Source organism: Ammoniphilus sp. CFH 90114, assembly GCF_004123195.1.
Taxonomy (GTDB): Bacteria; Bacillota; Bacilli; order Aneurinibacillales; family RAOX-1; genus YIM-78166.
The window spans coordinates 1-18,276 of the sequence record NZ_SDLI01000023.1 but is presented as its reverse complement, the minus strand read 5'-3'; the positions used below and the strand labels follow the sequence as shown (position 1 = coordinate 18,276).

The window sequence follows — 18,276 nt, the reverse complement described above, 5'->3', positions numbered from 1 at the left end:
TAAACAGATGATATAGATTTAAAATATACATATTGAGTTTAAATTGAAAAAAGAGGTTTGTTTTATGAAATTATCAGAGCAATTAGGAATGAGGCTTCGTACTCTACGGGAAAATAACGGTATTTCACAACGAGAACTTGCCAAACGATTAAAAATGCCTTATCAGAACGTTTCAAATTATGAAAGAGGATTTAGACAACCAGACTATGAAACACTTCTAATATTTGCAAATTTTTTCGAGGTGTCAACTGACTATCTCTTATATGGAAATACATCAAAATCATTTTTAGATACTAACAAATGTCCGTCTATGATAGACGTAGAAGAGATTGTTAATAAGAATTTGATTCTTAGTTGGGATGGAAAAGAAATTACAACTGAAGAAGTAGAGGAGATGCTATCTTATTTAAAAGCACGTAGAATGATGAAGGATAATCGTAAACCAACACCTTAATCTAAATAACTGATATTCAATCCGTTTCAGCACCCATAGTCAGAAATTTTACCCACTAACCTACTTACCGAGACTTTAAAGAGAAGACGCAAATTATATAATGCCCACATCTAGTAAATTGGGGGCTATTTGACGCTTCCGATTTTATCGTGGCTGTTCACAACGCATTCCGGAAAACATTGACCATCCATCCCGAAAATAAGTGACCACATATTCCGAAAAGCATTGTCCACCTTTAATCCCCTTAATTTCCCTTCAACCTTGGTTATCAACTCGAGCAGGTATGTCTTCTTTCTTTTCGAATGTCTACATTACACCGAGAAGAAAGAAGGTAAGTCCAGACTAACCCTGGATACCTCAAGGTTCAAGGTGTTGTATCTATCCAATTCGAAGCTCACGCCTCGTCATTTTTACAAAGGGCTTCTAGAGCAACTCGACTGCGAAGCCAAATTTTATCGTGGGGATGCCAAGCTTCAATTGCACAGAGAAATTAAACTCATGCAGGTGGAAGGAAACATAGAAGTGGCGGAAACCCCTAAACACAAACAAGGCCTGATCTACATCGTGTGATGTGGATCAGGCCTTTACACTTTAGCCGAGTGAGGGTCAGTCCCTCATCACGAATTAAAGCAATCTACTTCATCACCCCGAGCTTCGTCAGTCTAGAGGCGATGGCACCCGATGTTCGTTGATGGCTTCTAGCCAGCTCTGAGATCGATTGCCCGCACTTAAACGCTTTGACCAATTCTCGATCCTCTTCTTTACTCCAAGGTTGGCCAGAATTTCCTAGCTGAAGATCAGCTTTCTTCCTTTTGTTCTCCATCAGCTTTAATCCATCTAATGCTAAAGATAACGCTCGCACGGTGTCGCCTTGTTGATAAGGGCTCCCTTGAGGCAGCTCTTCCCTGGTATAAGGGTCTCTTCCTTCTGCAAGGAGTCCAACAATTTCATAAGCTCGCTCCATTTCCATTCGCATTCCTCCACTCCGGTTTTTAAGATACCAACTCTACCCACTGATTCAGCTTGATTCGCACGACACCCTCCAGTTCAAGCAAGGAGACCGTTTCAATAATTTCTGCATGTTGTTTTCTCAACTGTTTGGCTAATTCATCGATGGACAGCGGGGCAAATCTTAAATTCTCTATAATGTCACGTTCTAAAAAAGTGAAGGATGAGCAGCTTTCCGTTACAAGATTCGGAACCGGCATAGCAGGAGCAGGTATCGAAATAGGTGTACATGAGGACATGAAATGGGAAGATATCATGGGGCGTGGATCAAGAAAAAGAGAAGCTCCTTGGGCTAACAGTTGGTTCGTGCCTATACCTTCCGAACTGTAGATCTGATGAGGCACTGCCCAGATTTCGCGGTTGATTTTCCGGGCCTGTTCAACAGTGTTTAAGACACTACTTTTTTCTCCGGCTTCTATTACTAACAATTTAGAGGACCAAAGACTCAGGAGGAAATTACGCTGATAAACGTGATGGGGATGAACCGGAGTGCCAGGAGGATGTGAGGATAATAGAGCTCCTTTATCTAAGATCTTTTCGATTAGCACTTGAACTTCTTTCGTCTGCTTCGCATCCACCCCGCCCCCTACAACAGCCACCGAGTAACCGTTTGCGTTCACGCAAGCCGTATGGGCATAGGCTTGAATGCCCTTATCCAATCCGCTAATAACCGGAATGTGGTGTTGAGCGAAGGTTTCCGCCGCATGAACCGCCACGCGCTTTCCATATTCCGTGCAACGCGTCGTGCCTACGATGCCCACTCCAACGCTGTTTTCCTTCAAGCAGCCACGATAGTAAAACACCAGAGGAGCTTTAGGAATCACCGTAAACTCCCCCGGGTATAGAGGATCTTGGATGGTTAACAGCTGAATTTGTTTTTGTTGCATGTGGTCCCATCTCTTTTTGGCTTTCTCCAAAGATCTCGATAACCGGATCCGATTCGCTAGATTCGGACCGACACCCGCAACCTCAGCTAACTCCAATTCATGAGCTTGAAAGATAGCTTCTGGCCTAATCCCACAATTGTCACCGACGGTTGACCATAGATCAGCTCCACTTCAACTTCGACCCGGTATCCATCCACCCCCGTAATCGCAAAGCTATTAATCACCGTTGCCAATCCACTTCTCCTCCTTCTTATCAAGACTCTACATACTTTCTGTACCTTTCTACTCGAGGCGGTGAAAAATAGTCGAGGATCTTCCCCGTTTTGATAAGAGCGTCTTCCCTTTCTTCCATATAAAACCCGTAACTGCTCCAAGGATAGTCCAAGGGCCTTTCTACCATATTGGCCCGTACGGGATTCAAATGAATATACTTGCTAATTTCTAATTGATAGTCATCCTTTTCTATGAGTTCCGAGCGATAACGCCCTTGAAACAGATGACCGACAAAATGATACTTCCTGTTAAAGTAAATCGCATAAACCATATTGATTCTTTTCATTACTTGGCCGACTTCTAATTGATGGGTTTCGAGTTGGAGATGAATATGATTCGTCATGAGACAATACGAGTGAAGGGTGTAGGGGTAATGTTTCTGGGCTTGCCTGAGGGTCGTGAGGTAAAATATTCGGTCTTCATCATCTCGGAAAATATCGTGGCGATGATTCCCCCGGCACATAATGTGATACGTAGCTCCCGGGTACCAGATCCGATGTTTCCTGGGCATAGCAGACTCCTTTCATTATAGTAGGGGTAAAACCACTTGGGGACAAAATAGAGGAAGGGCGGGGACATCTCTTATATTACTATAATTTAATAAACTTTTAAACTTCAATTTGAGAACAGTCTCTCTGGCCAAGGAATGTGCGGACATTATGTTGAGCAGGAACACCTTACATTGAAATCATATCTAATTATCATGTTTAATATTTATAGATATTGCGTACAAATAAAAGATGGTCAGGCGCTGACACACCTGACCGTACAACTACATGCCGCTTGAAGAGCAGCTGACCAAACATAATAAGTAAGTTCCGGAAAAAAGTAACTATCCTATCCTTTGGTCGAGCGTTGGACGGTTACTTTTTTCTATGGCTGAGGTATGTCAAGACTCCTATCAAGACTAAATTTGATATGAGTGTTATCATTATTGCCTCATATGCCGTCATTACCACCTCCCTTCTATAGGGAAGATGGTCAACCGCCCACCCTACTTTATGTAATTGCTTCTCTTATCCTAGAAAATTTCTCTACCATAGTCTATCCGTAACCATACCTCCTACCTATTATAAAAATAGTCTCAATAAGATGCAGTTTATAATGACAAATAACCACCCTAATCAAGAAATCTATTCTTAATTAGGGTATTTAAAGTCGTGCAAGGCCACTGGACAGTCCCTCATCACAAGGTAAAGTGCGGAGTGCTTTGCCGTTGGCGATCACGGTAATATTCCAAAGGGAAAGAAGCCCTCTCAAGAATCAAGCTCTTGAGAGGGCTTCTACAAACTTCCACTTGAGTCAGAACCCGAGGGCTATCTCAACCGATGCGATCATGTCTATGCTTTTGAACTTGTTCTATTGTTAGACCAGTCACTTGAACGATTGCTTCAATTTCCATACCCATTGCCAACATATTTCGGACAATTTCGACCGTCTTTTGGTGTTCTCCTTCTTTGAGACCTTCCCTGAGACCTTCCTCATACTTCATTTTCTGCCTTCGTTCACTTTCTGCTTCTGCTGCTAACCTATCCATCAAAGCCTTATGACGCGCCTCATATTCCCGGATCGCATTCGGATCACGGCTCAAATCTTCCCACTTTTCCATCGCTTCGTGCAAAATCGGATTGTCCATAGCTCGTCCCCTCAATTCTTTACGAAGTCCCTCATCTTCATCAGCTTCTAGTAACAACAGCCATTCGATAACTTCATCATCGCCAAATCCAATCCGTTTCTGCCTCCACATCCTCACAAGTTTCGGCATCTCTACCAGATGAATTTCCATCGTATCGTCCCATAAGATGCTTTCTTCCCGCTCCATCAGATCGAACGTTAAATGATACCGATGGAGTGCTTCTTTCTTATACAAAATATAGTCAATGATAGCAATAGAGATAGTCCGAGGTAGCTTATCAAAAGGATCACCTTTTTGAAAGCCTTCCATATACGTCCGGCTCCAATAATACAGCGTTCGCTTTGTCATATTGTGTTCATTCGTCACCTGAATTTCAATATTGACTTTGTTTCCATTATTAAGCTCTGCATGGATGTCGAGGAAGGCATTCCGATCTTCCTCATGTTCTCTTCCCATCTCCGTATCTAATATCGTTACACCCATAATCCGTCTGTCCGGTGGTGGTTTCAGCATTGCATTCAAAAAAAGCGATCAGAATGCGCTCGTTCCTCGTGATCCAAATAACCTTTTGAAAGCGAAATCAACGTACAGCTTCATCCATTTCGTTTCCATCTGAACCACCTCCCTTTTCCATTATTATACCATGCACCTGTGATATCACAAAAGTTCTATTTAATTACCCTATCAAAGTAAAGGTTTTGTTATGCTAGATGAACGACAAATAACCTCCCCAATCAAAAAGATATCTTCTTTATTAGGGAGGTTTACTTTCACACTTTAGCAGAGTGAGGAACTCTCGCTTTCAGGAGGTAAAGCGGGCCGCTTTGATGTTGGTGATCACTCGAATTAATATTTGGACTATGCTACAATATTTTTATCAGTAATCAGAATGATGAAAGGGTGAATACAATGCTAAACGCGGATTTTTTTGATGTCCAAGTGAACGAACGTGGTCAAATCACGATTCCGAAGGAACTACGTGAAAAAATAAATATTTATCCTAAGGATAATCTGAAAATCTCAATTGATGACCAGGGTAGAATTGTACTTTATAAAAAAGATCTACTTGATGACTTAGAGGATTTGATTATAAAAGATTTACTCAACGAGGGTTACTCCCAAGAAGACTTAGCTGAGAAGATCGTGGAAAGAAAGAAGGAACTTGGTAAAGCCCTTTTAAAGATGGTTGGGGAATCAGATGAAGAATTCGAAAAGGGTGAATATACTTCTCTCGAGGATTTAAAACAAGAACTTAAAGACGAGGATTTATTATAATGTATCAGTTGTTTGTCTCCAATCAGGCAAAGAAAGACCTCAAACGGTTTGATAAAGCTGTTATTAAAAAAGTCATCATGATATTAGAAGACATTGCTGAGAACCCTTTTGCTGGAGAACCCTTAAAGGGGGATATGTCCCATCTTAGGAAATGGAGTTTTAACCATCAGGGAACAGGCTATAGAATTGCTTATCAAATTTTTGACGATCGGATTGAGGTCAAGGTAATGCAAATTGGAACAAGGGAAAACTTCTATGATGAGTTGAAACGTCGAAAATAACTCATTGGGTAGAAAATTGCTGACAACTCTTCTTTGTTTTCTCCTTTTATAACATCATTCTTTTATAGCGGTACAAGAGAAAAGAGTTTTATTATGGGATTAGGAACGACAAAAAACCTTCCCATCTTGTTGGGAGAGTTTAACTCCCACAAAAGCGAAGAGTGCTTTGCCGTTGTCATCAAAGCGCAAAGCGTTTTGGAATTGGCGGTCACAAGATTCTTTATCTATGCATAGCGCTATGTTAATATGGATTATAATTATAAAAGAACTACAGATGCAACTAACATCTGTACTCGATATTGTACAGGATCGGCTCAAAACAAACGAAGTAGACCTGCCGGCTTGCATGGCTCAAGGGAGGTCTTACTTTTTATCTTTTGACTACCAAAGTGATACAATCCTTACAAAATAAAGGTTTTGGTAAGGTAAACTCAAATAATGCCGTTTCAGCTTAGAAGCTGAAACGGCATTTACTATACCACTTTAAAGAACCGCGGAACTACCCCCTACCCTAGGGCGTATACTCCGAGGCGGGCAATAGTTCTATTTTCAATTCTTCTAATAAATAACTTCAACTCTATCATTTTCATAAATTTCTCCTGGTCTTTCTACAGAACAGACAATGCCTCTCTTTTGATGTGCGGCCTTAACAAATTTTGGTGCTATCTTTACCTGTTGCGTTTTTTCCTCTATTACTTTACCAGGATGAATACAAGGAGGATTTTCGCCTTCACAAATGATTACAGCCCCACTTGGGAACATGATCCGACTACCCATACGCAGTTTTGTCAAATCAGCTATTCCACTGATCAACAAATTTGCACCTAGCCACTCTGGAAGAATCTCTTTCACTCCTAATTCTCTTGCTACATTTTCGCATTCCTCTAAAGAAACAACACTGACTTGACGGCGGTTTTGAATCTCAGTTCCCCTTTCATACATTGGCAGGCGAGAATCAGATTTAGTTGTGATGCCAAAATGCCTGTCGCCAGGGATTCCCCCAAAATCTAATTGTACTGATGTCACACGTGATGTAACAAAACTTTCCTTATCTAATGTATATAGAACCGCTTCTAACTTCCCTACTAAATTCTTCATTACGCCACCTCTATACTTTTTTGTTGTTGTCTCCTACCTTCATTTCATAATTGCGAACAATTCAATTTATCATAAATCTGGTATTCTTTTACTGAGACATATCGCCACCACTTCTCTAACCTTCTCTTGTCCTGTAGCTCTCTATAATAGAGTTTGGGTAAAGTGAGAAACAATCTTTGGTACTGTTTGAAAAGAATAGGATTTATATACCCTTTCTGTCAATTTATGGCCGTCTTTTCCATAGACACCAATGTTAATACACGGGATATTTAAACTTTGAATATCCTTTACTGGAATAGAATACAGGTCCCCCCAAGCTACGAAATTCCTATCTCTTCGGTTTTCTATATTCTTTGAAACAACTATAGCCCCAATTAATGATGATTTTAATTTCAACCAGAAAGCAGAATTTATCGCATGAACTACGAAATCATTACTTACCTTAATCCTCTGAATCTCGTTCACAATAGGCTCACCGGTATCTAATACTTTAAGAATGGTGCTTGTCTGTCTATTTAAATAAATGATATTGCTGTTTGTATCTACTATACAAATTAAATCGGTTTGCTTGAAAATCTTCTTCATTTCATTAAGTTGTGCAAGATAAATAAAGATTCCTTCTTTTAATATTTATCTAATTATTTTACACTCTTTTTAGTTTTTTGACATCTTTAAAATGAATATTGAGCATACCATTGTCTCCGACGACGGACCCGAGCACGCAATAGTAAAGAAATCGAATATTCTTTCCATAATAGCATCTACCCTGTTATAATAATGGTGGTATTGACTAAATTATAATATTGTTAAGGGTGGTGTGGACATGCTTACAAACATCTCTGAGCTTGAAAAAACAGCAATACAAAGCTTATATCAAAAAATCAAAGATGACTTAAAGGTAAAAAAGATCATTTTATTTGGATCAAAAGCAAGAGGCAACGATGAAAAGTATTCAGATATTGATTTGTTGGTCCTCACAGAAAAACCAAAAACAATATATGATAGAGCGAAATTGTCAGATATATCAGCTGATCTAAGCATTGATTATGGCATTACATTAAGTTTTCTGTATTTTAATGATAAAGATTGGGAATCAGGTGAGTATGTAAATCCCTTACTAAAACATAATGTTGAAAGAGAGGGAATAGAACTTGACCTATAGAGCAATTTAACCTTAAAATCGAAAAATTATAGAGAAGGAATTAGGAACCAACTAAAGTTGGTTTTTTTATTTTGCATCATTATGGCTGCATTAATAGTAGAAAATTTCGTAAAATTATCGTTGCAAAATAAAGGTTTTGTAATCTAGGTGAACGACAAATAACCTCCCCAATCAAAAAGATATCTTTTTGATTGGGGAGGTTTACTTTCACACTTTTAACTTTAGCGGAGCGAGGGACAGTCCCTGATCACAAGGTAAAGCGCGGAGTGCTTTGTCGTCGTCGATCAATGAACGCCTGCCCGCCCATTTTTGCGTAGGTCCCGCAAGAAATGCATATGACAAAAGAAAAGACCAGTCATAACTGGACTGGTCTAGATTAGTATAGATCCTCTGCCGGAAGGATTCCTAAGCTTTTGGCCTTCTTAATCACTTCAACTCGGGAGCTGACTTTCAGCTTATGAAACAGTTCTGTTAAGCTGTACTCCAGCGATCGTTGGCTGATCATCAACGTTTTGGAAATTTCTTTGTTGCTCCTTCCTTTAGCCAGCTCGCGAAGCAGTTTATCCTCCTCCTGGCTTATGGTTGTTTGATCATGCTCCGTGTCCCCCTGTACGACGATCTCCTGTCGTCTGAGCTGCTTTAATAACTGCATGGGGATGATCGCTTCTTTTCTTGCTGCACAGCGAATGGTCTGAATCAGTTGTTCGCGGGTCGATGTCTTCGAAATGAAGCCAGAAACCCCTGACTCCATGAGTAAATTAAAGTGAGGCGCGATTTCAAATCCCGAATAAATGAGAATAACCGCATCGGGAACATACCAAGTATTTTTTTAGCTAAGTCGGCCCCGTTGATATGCGGCATATATAAATCCAAAAGGATAATATCAAATTTTTTCAGCCTGACTAAGTCGGATACGTAATGAACATCGGTTTCAATCGTTACGTTGATATCCGGCTCCGATTCGATCAGCATTTTCGTTCCTTCCACGACAGAACGGTGATCATCGATTAATAAGACTTCCATTTTTCTCACCTCTAAACCAAATTCTTTGGAATTGTATCCCGACACGGAACCCTTGCTGTGGGGAAGTATGAAACTCCACTTTACCTTCCAAACTCAACACCCTTTTTTCGATTCCCGCAATCCCCATATGCTGAAAGGATCCCTCGAGCAGCTCACGATCCATCCCTACTCCATCATCGGCATAGGTAAAATGGATCTCATCACCCTGACTTAAAAGCGATAAGCAAACTTGGTCGGCATTCGAGTGTTTGTACGCGTTATTCAACAGCTCCTGAACAATGCGATAGAGGCCAATAATTTGGTCCTCATGTAGAGGGACATCTGGCGGATCTGCTTGGAATTGAATTTCATAGTTGGCAAACATTCGGGTATATTCAAAGAGACTTTTCAACGATTCTACCAACCCCACGGTGATTGAATGCTGCAAAATCATGGCCCAACCCTTTTTCGAAGGCTTTGTTCCCCCAAAAGATTTGCTCATTTAAATCCATCATATAAGTAGGATCAGGCAGGTTCTTTAATAACCGCTGTACCGTCCTGATTACACTCGCATACGTCTTCATACATCCTCACCCTTTACCGTGACATTTCAATCTTGTCAATCGCTACTCTTCTATTATAGTTTGACCAACGAAGGCTTTCGCGCAAAAAAATAGGGGCATCCCGCAAAGAATGCATTTCTCTCGGATGGAAGCTGCTTATCTTTGCTCCTTCTTGCTTCTTTTTCTCACAATCTCTGAAAGATAAACCGCCAACGTGATTGCCGTCGATGTAAGGAAGACATTCATACCTAGATCTATTAACTTTTTTATTTCTTGACTATCTACTAATCTTAAATTGCGTGTTCCCCGCAAAATCTTGCGCTAAGGCTTGCAACCTTTGCGCGTTAGATTCCCGTTAAAAGGCTTATAATGTTCTTAAAGGAAATTTAAGGAGGAGGAGGAGATGAAGAAGTAAGTCAGTTCGATAGTATCCCATTGTAGTCACGTTGGAATTTAAACTAACATTTAAGGAGCGATTATAATGAATCATTCTCATTTAGAAGTACATGAAACGGCTTCAAGTCTAAAGAATACAGTATCCCATTTGTTGTTAAGCAATTACTATGTTCTATTAATCTTATTTCACATTCCTGGCATGACAACTAGTCTATCTGAAGGAATTTGGCTAAAAGGGATTGTGATGGTGTTATCCGTTATTGCCTTTATCTATTGTTTGTATCGTTTAGTGCGAAATGAACGCTTGGAGGACACCTTGTGTATGAAACTACCTGCATGGGTGCCAGCTTGGGTGCACCGCTGGATGAGACACAAATCGATGATGTACATGATGATTGCCATGGATATCATGTTAGCTTTGATGTGTGTGGGTTTCGTAATTAAAGGTTGGATTTAAAAAAGCAATTGTTCAGGGTCCGACTCAATGTCAACTTCTCCGTAGTCAAAACCGACCCCTTTTGCAAGGTAAAGCGGAGCTCTGCCGAGATGAGCATAAATAAGAAACCGATCCTTTTGTTGAGAGGATCGGTTTAGTCAATTTAAAATTCCCCCAATTCAAAACGATGTAAATGTTTTTCACATGTGTATAGTCGCGTTTCATCGATTTTTTTTTCAACTCCCACATGATTGTTTGGATGATGTGCTCATCTACGCCGTTGAAGAAGGAAACTTCAGTGGTAGCCGTTTTGGGCACCTCCCCCTCTACTACTGCCCTCTAATGAATTTTATATGCCAATTTAAGAATATAAAAACCAAAAAATAAATGGGCGTTGAATAAAGTAAAGGTAACCATCCCTTAGAGATGTTTTCAAACATAAAGAACACCGCTAAATACTCATAAAAGACCGAATAAACGGTCCATAATAAGATATATATCCTCTTCTTTGTTTCTTTAGAGGGAAGAAAATTTAGATATATAATTCCATACGATGGTGGTAGAGTAGCATCTACTACTAGATCCGACAACTGGATACCTTCCTTGGTAAAGTCATATAAGTCTAAAATATGCCCAAAAAAAATGTCGGTATTTATTGCTATAGCTGCTAATACAAACCATGTTATATATATTTCCTTAATTGTCATCCTTTTTTTCATAACCCATATGACAATTAGATTAACAATTGTTGTTAATATAACAAAAACCATGTTGTTACTCCTTTAGATCCAATGTATTAATTATTATTGGTAATTGTATAATTCCAATACTTTCATTTTAAGATGCCCTTTGTAAATTAAACTTTATAAGCCATTGGGTGCATTTATATTCCAGAATGATTGGTTTTGACTGAGAAAATAAAAAGACCCTTCCGTTACCTAATAACGAAATGATCTTAGACCAAACTGTAGCTTCTGATTTTCCTCTACATCGAGCTCCTTTAGGTTACTCTTTACCTTATACCAAAACTCCTGGTGACTGAGCTTGTCCCCGACGCTGCTACTCTCTCGGATGACGCGGCTTGCCTGTTTCCCAAGTTGTACTCACTAGCTGCACGTATCTTAGGCGATCATCGTTTGCTTTTTTAATACGGCCGAAAGGTTTCCATACTTACCTGCCTTTAGCTTTTGTTAAGTCATTTTCAATGTTTTTTACCCTATCATCAATGCCTAAAACCTTTGTAATAATGACCCCGCTAAATATACTCGTTAGGATCGCACTACCCACACCCATCCACATGATTGTTTTTAGTTTACTCTTATTCCCGATACCAAGCATAGTTGTCCACCCTCTATAAAGATTATTAAGTTTATATTCCGCATTCGTTATAACCCTTATACTAACTTTGATCCATGCATTTAGCATCATGGTTAAGAAGTGAGGGTCAGTCCCTGATCATAAGGTAAAGCGCGGAGCGCTTTGCTTTTGGCGACCCTCCTCGCAAACGAAAGCACTCTACTTCATCACCCCGAGCCTCGTCAGTCTCGACGCGATAGCACCTGATGTTCGTTGATGACGCTTGGTCAGTTCTGAGATCGATTGCCCGCACTTAAACGCTTTGACTAATTCTCGGTCCTCTTCTTTACTCCATGGTTGGCCAGAATTTCCCGGCTGACTATTCGCTCGCTTTCTTTTGTTCTCCTTCAGCTTTAAGGCATCTAAGGCTAGAGACAATGCTCGCACGGTATCTCCTGTATTGAGCGAAGGTTTCTACCGCATGAACCGCCACGCGCTTTTCCTAGCAATTCTCTCCTTTAATCTATCCGTGACCAGTCCACCTACAAAGTTGACTAGGTTTTGTTAGGGTAGTTGAACGACAAATAACCTCCACAAGATTTGGGAGATTTGCTTCATAAATCGATATAAGCCCACTCCGGTAAATGAACCGAAGTGGGCTTTACTTTCGTACTTTAAAGATTAGCGGGACTGTCCCCTACCCGAGGGGTATCCCCGAGGCGAGCATTTGTTTCAGCGAAGCACTTTATATTAAATCAATTAATTCTATTTTCACTTTCGATAGTTCCTTTTCAACAACATTCCAAACAATCTCTAGGTCCACACCAAAGTAATCATGTATTAATACATCTCGAAGTCCAGCCATATTTCTCCAAGGTATTCCTTGATGTTCCTTTCTAAACTCAATAGAGATGTTCTTGGTTGCTTCTCCGATGATTTCTAGATTCCTAATGACTGCATCTTGGATTAAGCCAGATTTGATAAACCCTTCTTTTCCTAATTGATCAGTATACGATTCAATTTTTTCTATACTATCGATGATATGTTTAATATAGACTATATCATTTTTCATAATTGAATCGCATCTCCTAAAACAGTATCTTTCATATATTTATTTAATCCATTTTCACTAATGATATCAACTCTAATACCCAACAATTCTTCAAGTTCATCCTTCAATTCAATTAAATCAAATAAACTTCTTCCGGGTTCAAAATTAACAAGTAGATCAATATCACTATTGTCAGTTTCTTCTCCTCTGGAAATGGATCCAAAAACTCTCACATCATAAGCACCATGAGTTCTAGCAATCTCTAAAACTAAATCACGCTGCTTCTTTAATGAATGCAGATTCATTTTCATAGCACCCCAATATTAATTATAACATAAAAAACAAACATTAACGAATGTTTGTTCTTAAACGTCTCGTAATAAAATGAAGGTTTGATTACTGTTAAATTGATATAAGGCCACTCAGGTAGCTAACCGAAGCAGGCTTTACTTTCGTAATTTAAAGAACGGCGGGACTGACCCCTTCACCGAGCTAAAGCTTTAGCTTTAGCGTGGTCGATCACTTTAAAGAACCGCGGGACCGACCCTACCCAAGGGGGTATACTCCGAGGCGATCAATAAATAACTTCAATTCTATCATTTTCATGAATTTCTCCTGGTCTTTCTACAGAACAGACAATGCCTCTCTTTTGATGTGCTGCCTTAACAAATTTCGGTGCTATCTTTACCTGTTGCGTTTTTTCCTCTATTACTTTACCAGGATGAATACAAGGAGGATTTTCGCCTTCACAAATGATTACAGCCCCACTTGGGAACATGATCCGACTACCCATACGCAGTTTTGTCAAATCATCTATTCCACTGATCAACAAATTTGCACCTAGCCACTCTGGAAGAATCTCTTTCACTCCTAATTCTCTTGCTATATTTTCGCATTCCTCTAAAGAAACAACACTGATCTGACGGCGGTTTTGAATCTCAGTTCCCCTTTCATACATTGGCAGGCGAGAATCGGATTTAGTTGTGATGCCAAAATGCCTGTCGCCAGGGATTCCCCCAAAATCTAATTGTACTGATGTCACACGTGATGTAACAAAACTTTCCTTATCTAATGTATATAGAACCGCTTCTAACTTCCCTACTAAATTCTCCATGACGCCACCTCTATAATATGTATTCTTGATTGGGGGGTTACTTTCATACTTTACACTTTAGCGGAGTGCGGAACAGTCACCATACTATTCTTTTAGCTATTCCACTTCAAAACTGGCTACTATATTTTTGGCTTTCAAAATCTCAGCAATTTCCTCGTTTGAAGTAACTTCTTCAATGAAATCGTAAATCTTATTTATTCCTTCTTGCAGCTCTATATCGCCGGTGGATTTCCATTTCGCTTCCATTTCACTTCTAGCAATATAGAGTTCATACAACGCTTCTAATTTCTCATTCATATGAATAAGAGAATCAATGGGGTATACTTCCGTCTCCTTCTGATTAAACCATTTTTTAAAACCAGCTTGGACAGGCTTAGGGAAAAGGTGTGGCTTTTTCTGTTCCTCTCTCAACTCCCTAAATAGTTTCTCTAAGTTTGCGATTTTACTGGCAATCTCTTGACCTTTGTTTTCCTCTATCTCAAAACGAAGCTTCCGTGAAGCATCCATAAATTCTTTCAGTTTGTCAGATTCCTCTAGGTAATTTTTCTTCATGACCTTCCTTATCACGGCATTTGATTGTCCTGAGAACAAGTAAATAATAAAGACTAAGGTGAAGAAAACTTGGAACATCGTGAAAAAATAGGGCTTCATTATATCTTTAAGATTCGGAAAAAATGTGTTTAAAACAGCCAAATGATCACTGATACCCATCTGACCCATGAGTATAGGAAAGACAGTCAGAAAAGTAATGAATAGAAGCAATTGATTTAATCTCTTCGTTTTTTCTTCACTTTTTAAAGCTTCTTGTTCTTTTCTTTTCGCTATCATAATATCGACATAGGAGTATAAATTATTAATTTTTTGATTTTTAAACTCAAAGGTTAAATAAATCTGATCCAGCCGTTGCTTGATCTTTTCAGATATTAATACTTTTGCCTTGCTCATCGGATTCAAACGATCAATTGCACCGATGGAGAAGGGCCGTGTCCAATTGGACATAATCACTTTTTGGTCTTGTTCATACTTTCTTTGGACATATCGTATATCCATAAATAGCTCCTGAAGCTGCATCTGCATTTTATGAGCTAGAATTTGTTGTCGGAGTAAAATGTTACTTAGTTTTTCACTCCAAACTCTTTTTTCCATATTTAAAACAATTTTATTGCTGGAAGCTATAATGATAGACAGCAACTGAAATTTATTAAAGAAAGCATCATTTAACTTGAAATGGTTGGAGATTTCATAGATATTTTTTTCATCGTTGCGGAGTATATCATAGGAGTCGTAGATCGATTGTTCAATGGACTGTTCCCCATGATTCATACTTATTAAAAGGTATTTGGTCTTAATCTGTTCTCTCTTATCGGAATAGTGTTCACTTTCCCTATGTAAAAGCAAAGATCCCCGGTGGAAAATGCCTCCAGATAGCTGTTCGGAAAATAGGAACGGATCGCCTAATAGCTTATGAGTGAAGTCCTGTATACGATCTTGTTGGTTTTGAACGATTTCCTCAACAGTCATTTTATTCGGTTTTAAGAGAATCCCCCAAAAATAAGGGACAATGTACTCTAGACCAAATACTTCTAACGTATCGATTTCCACTCTCGTTTCAGGGTCAACTGGATTAAACATGGTTATTTTCGTAAAAATTTTATTATCTATAATTTGAGCTATGGCTTCTGTATCTAAATCCCCGAACTCTAAACGGATCCTCACCGCTTCTTCCAATCCTCTATCGAATAAATGGTGAACTCCGTTTAATTCCATACCTGAAGGACTAATAATCGACAACTGAACATAGCATACCTCTACCTCTTTATAATCGAATTCATCTGAAGCAAAGTGATCCAGGTGTTTCTCTTTGGCAATTACCAACCTATACTCGTAGCCATCTTCATCCCATTTCGAGAAATGCTTATGTTCCTCTCTTTGTTGATGGGTCTGTGTGAGTACATAGTCTAATTCCTCAACTAACACAATTTCGAAATCCTCAATAATTACTTCATACTCATCAGATAGAGAATTGCTTAATTTAAAAATACTAAAAGTCACAATCATCTGATCTACTTCAATTCGTTGATCTTTCGATTCCTCTACTTCTAAGAGTTGTTCCGCCATGCTTATCAAAGCCTCCCTTGTTCACTGAAAATAGGTCACCTTGGCAGCCACATGCGGATGATATGCGAAGTTGTTCGAGCTTCTCTTATTTTTAAAGTTTTGCTAGTAATTCAATAGATTCTTTTAACGAAATCCCTTTTTCCACTGCAACCTTTCGAATAAGTTCCTCGTGCTTGATCATGAAATCATAAATTCCCTGTTCATCTTCGTACCACCACTCGAGATGCCACCAACAATTCGGATCTAAATAAATGGTCATTAAATCCCCACTTGTTGAACTAACCATTCATAGGTTTCATGAATCAGTTCATTCGTCACTTCTTGACCCTGATTGGAAAAGAAGTAAAAGCGGGAGTAATTCATCTTTTCCTCATTGAAGAGGGAAAGATCTCCCGGCATGGTCAGAATCAAACCATCTCCACGTTGGCAAACCTCATCTACTTCATATAATGAAGCGTTTTCTTTAAAAGTGAAAATGTACTCCTTCCCATCCGGAAAATAAAACTCTATTAAATCACGATCTGTAGAAAACTTAGTATCGCCAATCATCCCCTGAATAACATTCATTTTACTCACTCCCATATAAGGCTTATTACCTATATTGTACCATTTCTTGGATAAAGCAACTACTATGAGAGTGCCTCAATAGGTGCCTTTCGGCTTAGGGTGAAGTGGCTTTTTCTATTCTTCCTCTTTCACTATTCGACCTTTCGTCATCTTATCTTTCAACCATCTAACCACTTCATTAATAATGAGAAGGAATACTCCCATCTCGATAGCATGATCTGCCAAGTTAAAAACCCCATCAGACCGAACGATAAAATCCGTCACCTGCCCAAACCTAAGTCTATCCAGACCATTTCCAATCGCTCCTCCAACTAGATCATTCAAAACTCCAATCCATGAGAGCACCCTGTATTTGTCCAGTTCTACGTAAATAGAAAACTCCAATGACGAACAACACAGCCACAACTCCAAAGAGCCGTGCATAGCCCGGACCAGGTCTTATGACAGTCAGAATCAGGAGCGGATTTGGCATCGACAAGACTTTGTACAATCCCTAGTATTCAATATTTTCGCACCAGCTGTCCCTCACGTCCGTTTCTGCATCTAAATAGAACCTCTTCTTCAGGGGTCAAGGCATACTCCTTTAATTTTTCCTCGGCTTTCTTAAAAAGCTCCCATTTGTCTGACATTCCTGTTCCCTCCTCTACTCTATCGTTTTTTAGCCTAACCCTAACATCCGTTGTATCAGTTTTTTGCTGGTATACGAGAGATCCCCTAATAGTATATGACTATAGGAATCTATCTCTTCTGGAGAGTCTCAATTCATCCATACCAGCCTTCCCTCAGCATATGAAGCGATGTGCCCATCACCAATACAAGATCAGCCTCACTTCTAAGGCGATCCATGGCTGGAAGAAAACATAGAATGGCGGAAACCTCAAAAGCAAAAGAAGGCCTGATCTACAACGTAGTGATGTGGATCAGGCCTTTACACTTTAGCGGAGTGAGGGTCAGTCCCTCATCACAAGGTAAAGCGCGGAGCGCTTTGCTTTTGGCGACCCTCCTCGCGAACGAAAGCACTCTACTTCATCACCCCGAGCTTCGTCAGTCTCGACGCAATGGCACCTAATGTTCGTTGATGATTCTTGGCCAGTTCTGAGATCGATTGCCCGCACTTAAACGCTTTGACTAATTCTCGGTCCTCTTCTTTACTCCATGGTTGGCCAGAATTTCCCGGCTGATTATTCGCTCGCTTTCTTTTGTTCTCCATTAGCTTTAAGGCATCTAAGGCTAAAGACAACGCTCGCACGGTATCTCCTTGTTGATAAGGGCTCCCTTGAGGCAGTTCTTCCCTGGTATAAGGGTTCCTTCCTTCAGCAAGGAGTGCTACAATCTCATAGGCTCGATCCATTTCCATCCGAATTCCCTCCACTCCGGGTTGTTAAGATACCAGCTCTACCAACTGATTTAGCTTGATTCGTACAACTCCCTCTAGTTCAAGCAAGGAGACGGTTTCAATAATTTCTGCATGATTCTTTCTCAACTGTTTGGTTAATTCATCGATGGACAGCGGGGCACATTTTAAATTCTCTATAATGTCACGTTCTAAAAAAGTGAAGGATGAGCTGCTTTCCGTTACAAGCTTCGGAACCGACGGAGCAGGAGCAGGTACAGAAGCAGGAGTACGGCATGAGGACATGAAATGGGAAGATATCATGG

Annotated in this window: 25 protein-coding genes and 1 pseudogene; 5 read left to right on the top strand and 21 right to left on the bottom strand. The window is 39.8% G+C overall.

What is annotated here, in order from left to right; genetic code table 11:
• The first annotated feature begins 64 nt into the window (after positions 1-64).
• Positions 65-454, top strand: a complete 390-nt coding sequence (locus EIZ39_RS24540; RefSeq protein ID WP_129203906.1) for a helix-turn-helix domain-containing protein — start codon at positions 65-67, stop codon at positions 452-454.
• Positions 455-1,088: 634 nt separating this feature from the next.
• On the opposite strand, the gene EIZ39_RS24530 is transcribed toward EIZ39_RS24540, so the two are convergent.
• The 5 genes from EIZ39_RS24530 to EIZ39_RS24515 all read right to left on the bottom strand — a co-directional run bounded on the left by EIZ39_RS24530 (position 1,089) and on the right by EIZ39_RS24515 (position 4,780).
• Positions 1,089-1,424 carry a hypothetical protein gene (locus EIZ39_RS24530; RefSeq protein ID WP_129203904.1) on the bottom strand — a complete coding sequence of 112 codons (336 nt, stop codon included), beginning with the start codon at positions 1,422-1,424 and terminating at the stop codon, positions 1,089-1,091.
• Between the two features lie 22 nt (positions 1,425-1,446).
• Positions 1,447-2,349, bottom strand: coding sequence for a DNA-processing protein DprA (locus tag EIZ39_RS24525; RefSeq protein WP_164985310.1), 903 nt, complete (start codon positions 2,347-2,349; stop codon positions 1,447-1,449).
• Positions 2,350-2,435: 86 nt separating this feature from the next.
• Complete coding sequence (locus tag EIZ39_RS26955) at positions 2,436-2,582, bottom strand: hypothetical protein (protein ID WP_164985305.1); 147 nt, start codon at positions 2,580-2,582, stop codon at positions 2,436-2,438.
• A gap of 20 nt (positions 2,583-2,602) precedes the next feature.
• Complete coding sequence (locus EIZ39_RS24520) at positions 2,603-3,133, bottom strand: transposase (protein ID WP_129203900.1); 531 nt, start codon at positions 3,131-3,133, stop codon at positions 2,603-2,605.
• 810 nt (positions 3,134-3,943) lie between these two features.
• Positions 3,944-4,780, bottom strand: coding sequence for an Rpn family recombination-promoting nuclease/putative transposase (locus EIZ39_RS24515; RefSeq protein WP_164985309.1), 837 nt, complete (start codon positions 4,778-4,780; stop codon positions 3,944-3,946).
• Between the two features lie 387 nt (positions 4,781-5,167).
• Between EIZ39_RS24515 and EIZ39_RS24510 the strand changes: the two genes are divergently transcribed.
• A complete protein-coding gene (locus tag EIZ39_RS24510; protein WP_129203896.1) occupies positions 5,168-5,533 on the top strand; it encodes an AbrB/MazE/SpoVT family DNA-binding domain-containing protein in 366 nt (121 codons plus the stop codon).
• Positions 5,533-5,814 carry a type II toxin-antitoxin system mRNA interferase toxin, RelE/StbE family gene (locus tag EIZ39_RS24505; RefSeq protein ID WP_129203894.1) on the top strand — a complete coding sequence of 94 codons (282 nt, stop codon included), beginning with the start codon at positions 5,533-5,535 and terminating at the stop codon, positions 5,812-5,814. Before EIZ39_RS24510 ends, EIZ39_RS24505 begins: the two co-directional genes overlap by 1 nt.
• Before the next feature lie 558 nt (positions 5,815-6,372).
• Here the strand turns inward: EIZ39_RS24505 and EIZ39_RS24500 are convergent.
• A complete protein-coding gene (locus tag EIZ39_RS24500; protein ID WP_129203892.1) occupies positions 6,373-6,912 on the bottom strand; it encodes an MOSC domain-containing protein in 540 nt (179 codons plus the stop codon).
• Between the two features lie 823 nt (positions 6,913-7,735).
• Here EIZ39_RS24500 and EIZ39_RS24490 point away from each other — a divergent pair.
• Positions 7,736-8,074 (top strand): nucleotidyltransferase domain-containing protein, encoded by a 339-nt coding sequence (locus EIZ39_RS24490; RefSeq protein WP_129203888.1) that lies wholly within the window; start codon positions 7,736-7,738, stop codon positions 8,072-8,074.
• Positions 8,075-8,450: 376 nt separating this feature from the next.
• Here EIZ39_RS24490 and EIZ39_RS27905 read toward each other — a convergent pair.
• The 3 genes and pseudogenes from EIZ39_RS27905 to EIZ39_RS27445 all read right to left on the bottom strand — a co-directional run bounded on the left by EIZ39_RS27905 (position 8,451) and on the right by EIZ39_RS27445 (position 9,660).
• Positions 8,451-9,097, bottom strand: a pseudogene (locus tag EIZ39_RS27905) (response regulator transcription factor).
• Positions 9,075-9,488 (bottom strand): sensor histidine kinase, encoded by a 414-nt coding sequence (locus tag EIZ39_RS24480; protein WP_240675933.1) that lies wholly within the window; start codon positions 9,486-9,488, stop codon positions 9,075-9,077. The pseudogene EIZ39_RS27905 and the gene EIZ39_RS24480 overlap by 23 nt, the downstream one beginning before the upstream one ends.
• The gene (locus EIZ39_RS27445) at positions 9,472-9,660 is read right to left on the bottom strand and encodes a hypothetical protein (RefSeq protein ID WP_240675932.1); all 189 of its coding nucleotides are present in this window, start codon (positions 9,658-9,660) and stop codon (positions 9,472-9,474) included. Before EIZ39_RS27445 ends, EIZ39_RS24480 begins: the two co-directional genes overlap by 17 nt.
• Positions 9,661-10,120: 460 nt before the next feature.
• On the opposite strand from EIZ39_RS27445, the gene EIZ39_RS24475 reads away from it, so the two are divergent.
• Positions 10,121-10,492: a hypothetical protein gene (locus tag EIZ39_RS24475; RefSeq protein WP_129203884.1), complete on the top strand. Its 372-nt coding sequence runs from the start codon at positions 10,121-10,123 to the stop codon at positions 10,490-10,492.
• Positions 10,493-11,641: 1,149 nt separating this feature from the next.
• Here EIZ39_RS24475 and EIZ39_RS26950 read toward each other — a convergent pair.
• The 12 genes from EIZ39_RS26950 to EIZ39_RS26940 form a co-directional block, all read right to left on the bottom strand.
• Positions 11,642-11,809 carry a hypothetical protein gene (locus EIZ39_RS26950; RefSeq protein WP_164985308.1) on the bottom strand — a complete coding sequence of 56 codons (168 nt, stop codon included), beginning with the start codon at positions 11,807-11,809 and terminating at the stop codon, positions 11,642-11,644.
• 177 nt (positions 11,810-11,986) lie between these two features.
• Positions 11,987-12,214: a hypothetical protein gene (locus tag EIZ39_RS24465; protein WP_129203880.1), complete on the bottom strand. Its 228-nt coding sequence runs from the start codon at positions 12,212-12,214 to the stop codon at positions 11,987-11,989.
• A 298-nt stretch (positions 12,215-12,512) separates the two neighbouring features.
• Positions 12,513-12,839 (bottom strand): HepT-like ribonuclease domain-containing protein, encoded by a 327-nt coding sequence (locus EIZ39_RS24460; protein WP_129203878.1) that lies wholly within the window; start codon positions 12,837-12,839, stop codon positions 12,513-12,515.
• Entirely contained in the window at positions 12,836-13,123 is a 288-nt protein-coding gene (locus EIZ39_RS24455; protein WP_129203876.1) for a nucleotidyltransferase family protein, read from the bottom strand. The genes EIZ39_RS24460 and EIZ39_RS24455 overlap by 4 nt, the downstream gene beginning before the upstream one ends.
• 269 nt (positions 13,124-13,392) lie before the next feature.
• Complete coding sequence (locus EIZ39_RS24450; RefSeq protein WP_129203874.1) at positions 13,393-13,932, bottom strand: MOSC domain-containing protein; 540 nt, start codon at positions 13,930-13,932, stop codon at positions 13,393-13,395.
• Positions 13,933-14,028: 96 nt separating this feature from the next.
• Positions 14,029-16,050, bottom strand: a complete 2,022-nt coding sequence (locus tag EIZ39_RS24445; protein WP_129203872.1) for a hypothetical protein — start codon at positions 16,048-16,050, stop codon at positions 14,029-14,031.
• 91 nt (positions 16,051-16,141) lie between these two features.
• Complete coding sequence (locus EIZ39_RS26945) at positions 16,142-16,309, bottom strand: hypothetical protein (RefSeq protein WP_164985307.1); 168 nt, start codon at positions 16,307-16,309, stop codon at positions 16,142-16,144.
• Positions 16,309-16,617: a hypothetical protein gene (locus EIZ39_RS24440; RefSeq protein ID WP_129203870.1), complete on the bottom strand. Its 309-nt coding sequence runs from the start codon at positions 16,615-16,617 to the stop codon at positions 16,309-16,311. The genes EIZ39_RS26945 and EIZ39_RS24440 overlap by 1 nt, the downstream gene beginning before the upstream one ends.
• Positions 16,618-16,731: 114 nt before the next feature.
• Positions 16,732-16,941 carry a signal peptidase II gene (locus EIZ39_RS24435; protein WP_205668640.1) on the bottom strand — a complete coding sequence of 70 codons (210 nt, stop codon included), beginning with the start codon at positions 16,939-16,941 and terminating at the stop codon, positions 16,732-16,734.
• Between the two features lie 176 nt (positions 16,942-17,117).
• Positions 17,118-17,246 carry a hypothetical protein gene (locus EIZ39_RS27625; protein WP_255434055.1) on the bottom strand — a complete coding sequence of 43 codons (129 nt, stop codon included), beginning with the start codon at positions 17,244-17,246 and terminating at the stop codon, positions 17,118-17,120.
• A gap of 392 nt (positions 17,247-17,638) precedes the next feature.
• Positions 17,639-17,974, bottom strand: a complete 336-nt coding sequence (locus EIZ39_RS24430; RefSeq protein ID WP_129203866.1) for a hypothetical protein — start codon at positions 17,972-17,974, stop codon at positions 17,639-17,641.
• Between the two features lie 24 nt (positions 17,975-17,998).
• A partial coding sequence (locus EIZ39_RS26940; protein WP_164985306.1) for a DprA-like winged helix domain-containing protein occupies positions 17,999-18,276 on the bottom strand: 278 nt, incomplete at its 5' end.

Bases quoted from the DNA above. Each gene is read 5' to 3' on its own strand.
- EIZ39_RS24540 (WP_129203906.1), top strand. From the start codon at position 65: ATGAAATTATCAGAGCAATTAGGAATGAGGCTTCGTACTCTACGGGAA.
- EIZ39_RS24530 (WP_129203904.1), bottom strand. From the start codon at position 1,424: ATGGAAATGGAGCGAGCTTATGAAATTGTTGGACTCCTTGCAGAAGGA.
- EIZ39_RS24525 (WP_164985310.1), bottom strand. From the start codon at position 2,349: ATGCAACAAAAACAAATTCAGCTGTTAACCATCCAAGATCCTCTATAC.
- EIZ39_RS24520 (WP_129203900.1), bottom strand. From the start codon at position 3,133: ATGCCCAGGAAACATCGGATCTGGTACCCGGGAGCTACGTATCACATT.
- EIZ39_RS24510 (WP_129203896.1), top strand. From the start codon at position 5,168: ATGCTAAACGCGGATTTTTTTGATGTCCAAGTGAACGAACGTGGTCAA.
- EIZ39_RS24505 (WP_129203894.1), top strand. From the start codon at position 5,533: ATGTATCAGTTGTTTGTCTCCAATCAGGCAAAGAAAGACCTCAAACGG.
- EIZ39_RS24500 (WP_129203892.1), bottom strand. From the start codon at position 6,912: ATGAAGAATTTAGTAGGGAAGTTAGAAGCGGTTCTATATACATTAGAT.
- EIZ39_RS24490 (WP_129203888.1), top strand. From the start codon at position 7,736: ATGCTTACAAACATCTCTGAGCTTGAAAAAACAGCAATACAAAGCTTA.
- EIZ39_RS27445 (WP_240675932.1), bottom strand. From the start codon at position 9,660: ATGAAGACGTATGCGAGTGTAATCAGGACGGTACAGCGGTTATTAAAG.
- EIZ39_RS24475 (WP_129203884.1), top strand. From the start codon at position 10,121: ATGAATCATTCTCATTTAGAAGTACATGAAACGGCTTCAAGTCTAAAG.
- EIZ39_RS26950 (WP_164985308.1), bottom strand. From the start codon at position 11,809: ATGCTTGGTATCGGGAATAAGAGTAAACTAAAAACAATCATGTGGATG.
- EIZ39_RS24460 (WP_129203878.1), bottom strand. From the start codon at position 12,839: ATGAAAAATGATATAGTCTATATTAAACATATCATCGATAGTATAGAA.
- EIZ39_RS24455 (WP_129203876.1), bottom strand. From the start codon at position 13,123: ATGAATCTGCATTCATTAAAGAAGCAGCGTGATTTAGTTTTAGAGATT.
- EIZ39_RS24450 (WP_129203874.1), bottom strand. From the start codon at position 13,932: ATGGAGAATTTAGTAGGGAAGTTAGAAGCGGTTCTATATACATTAGAT.
- EIZ39_RS24445 (WP_129203872.1), bottom strand. From the start codon at position 16,050: ATGGCGGAACAACTCTTAGAAGTAGAGGAATCGAAAGATCAACGAATT.
- EIZ39_RS26945 (WP_164985307.1), bottom strand. From the start codon at position 16,309: ATGACCATTTATTTAGATCCGAATTGTTGGTGGCATCTCGAGTGGTGG.
- EIZ39_RS24440 (WP_129203870.1), bottom strand. From the start codon at position 16,617: ATGAATGTTATTCAGGGGATGATTGGCGATACTAAGTTTTCTACAGAT.
- EIZ39_RS27625 (WP_255434055.1), bottom strand. From the start codon at position 17,246: ATGTCAGACAAATGGGAGCTTTTTAAGAAAGCCGAGGAAAAATTAAAG.
- EIZ39_RS24430 (WP_129203866.1), bottom strand. From the start codon at position 17,974: ATGGAAATGGATCGAGCCTATGAGATTGTAGCACTCCTTGCTGAAGGA.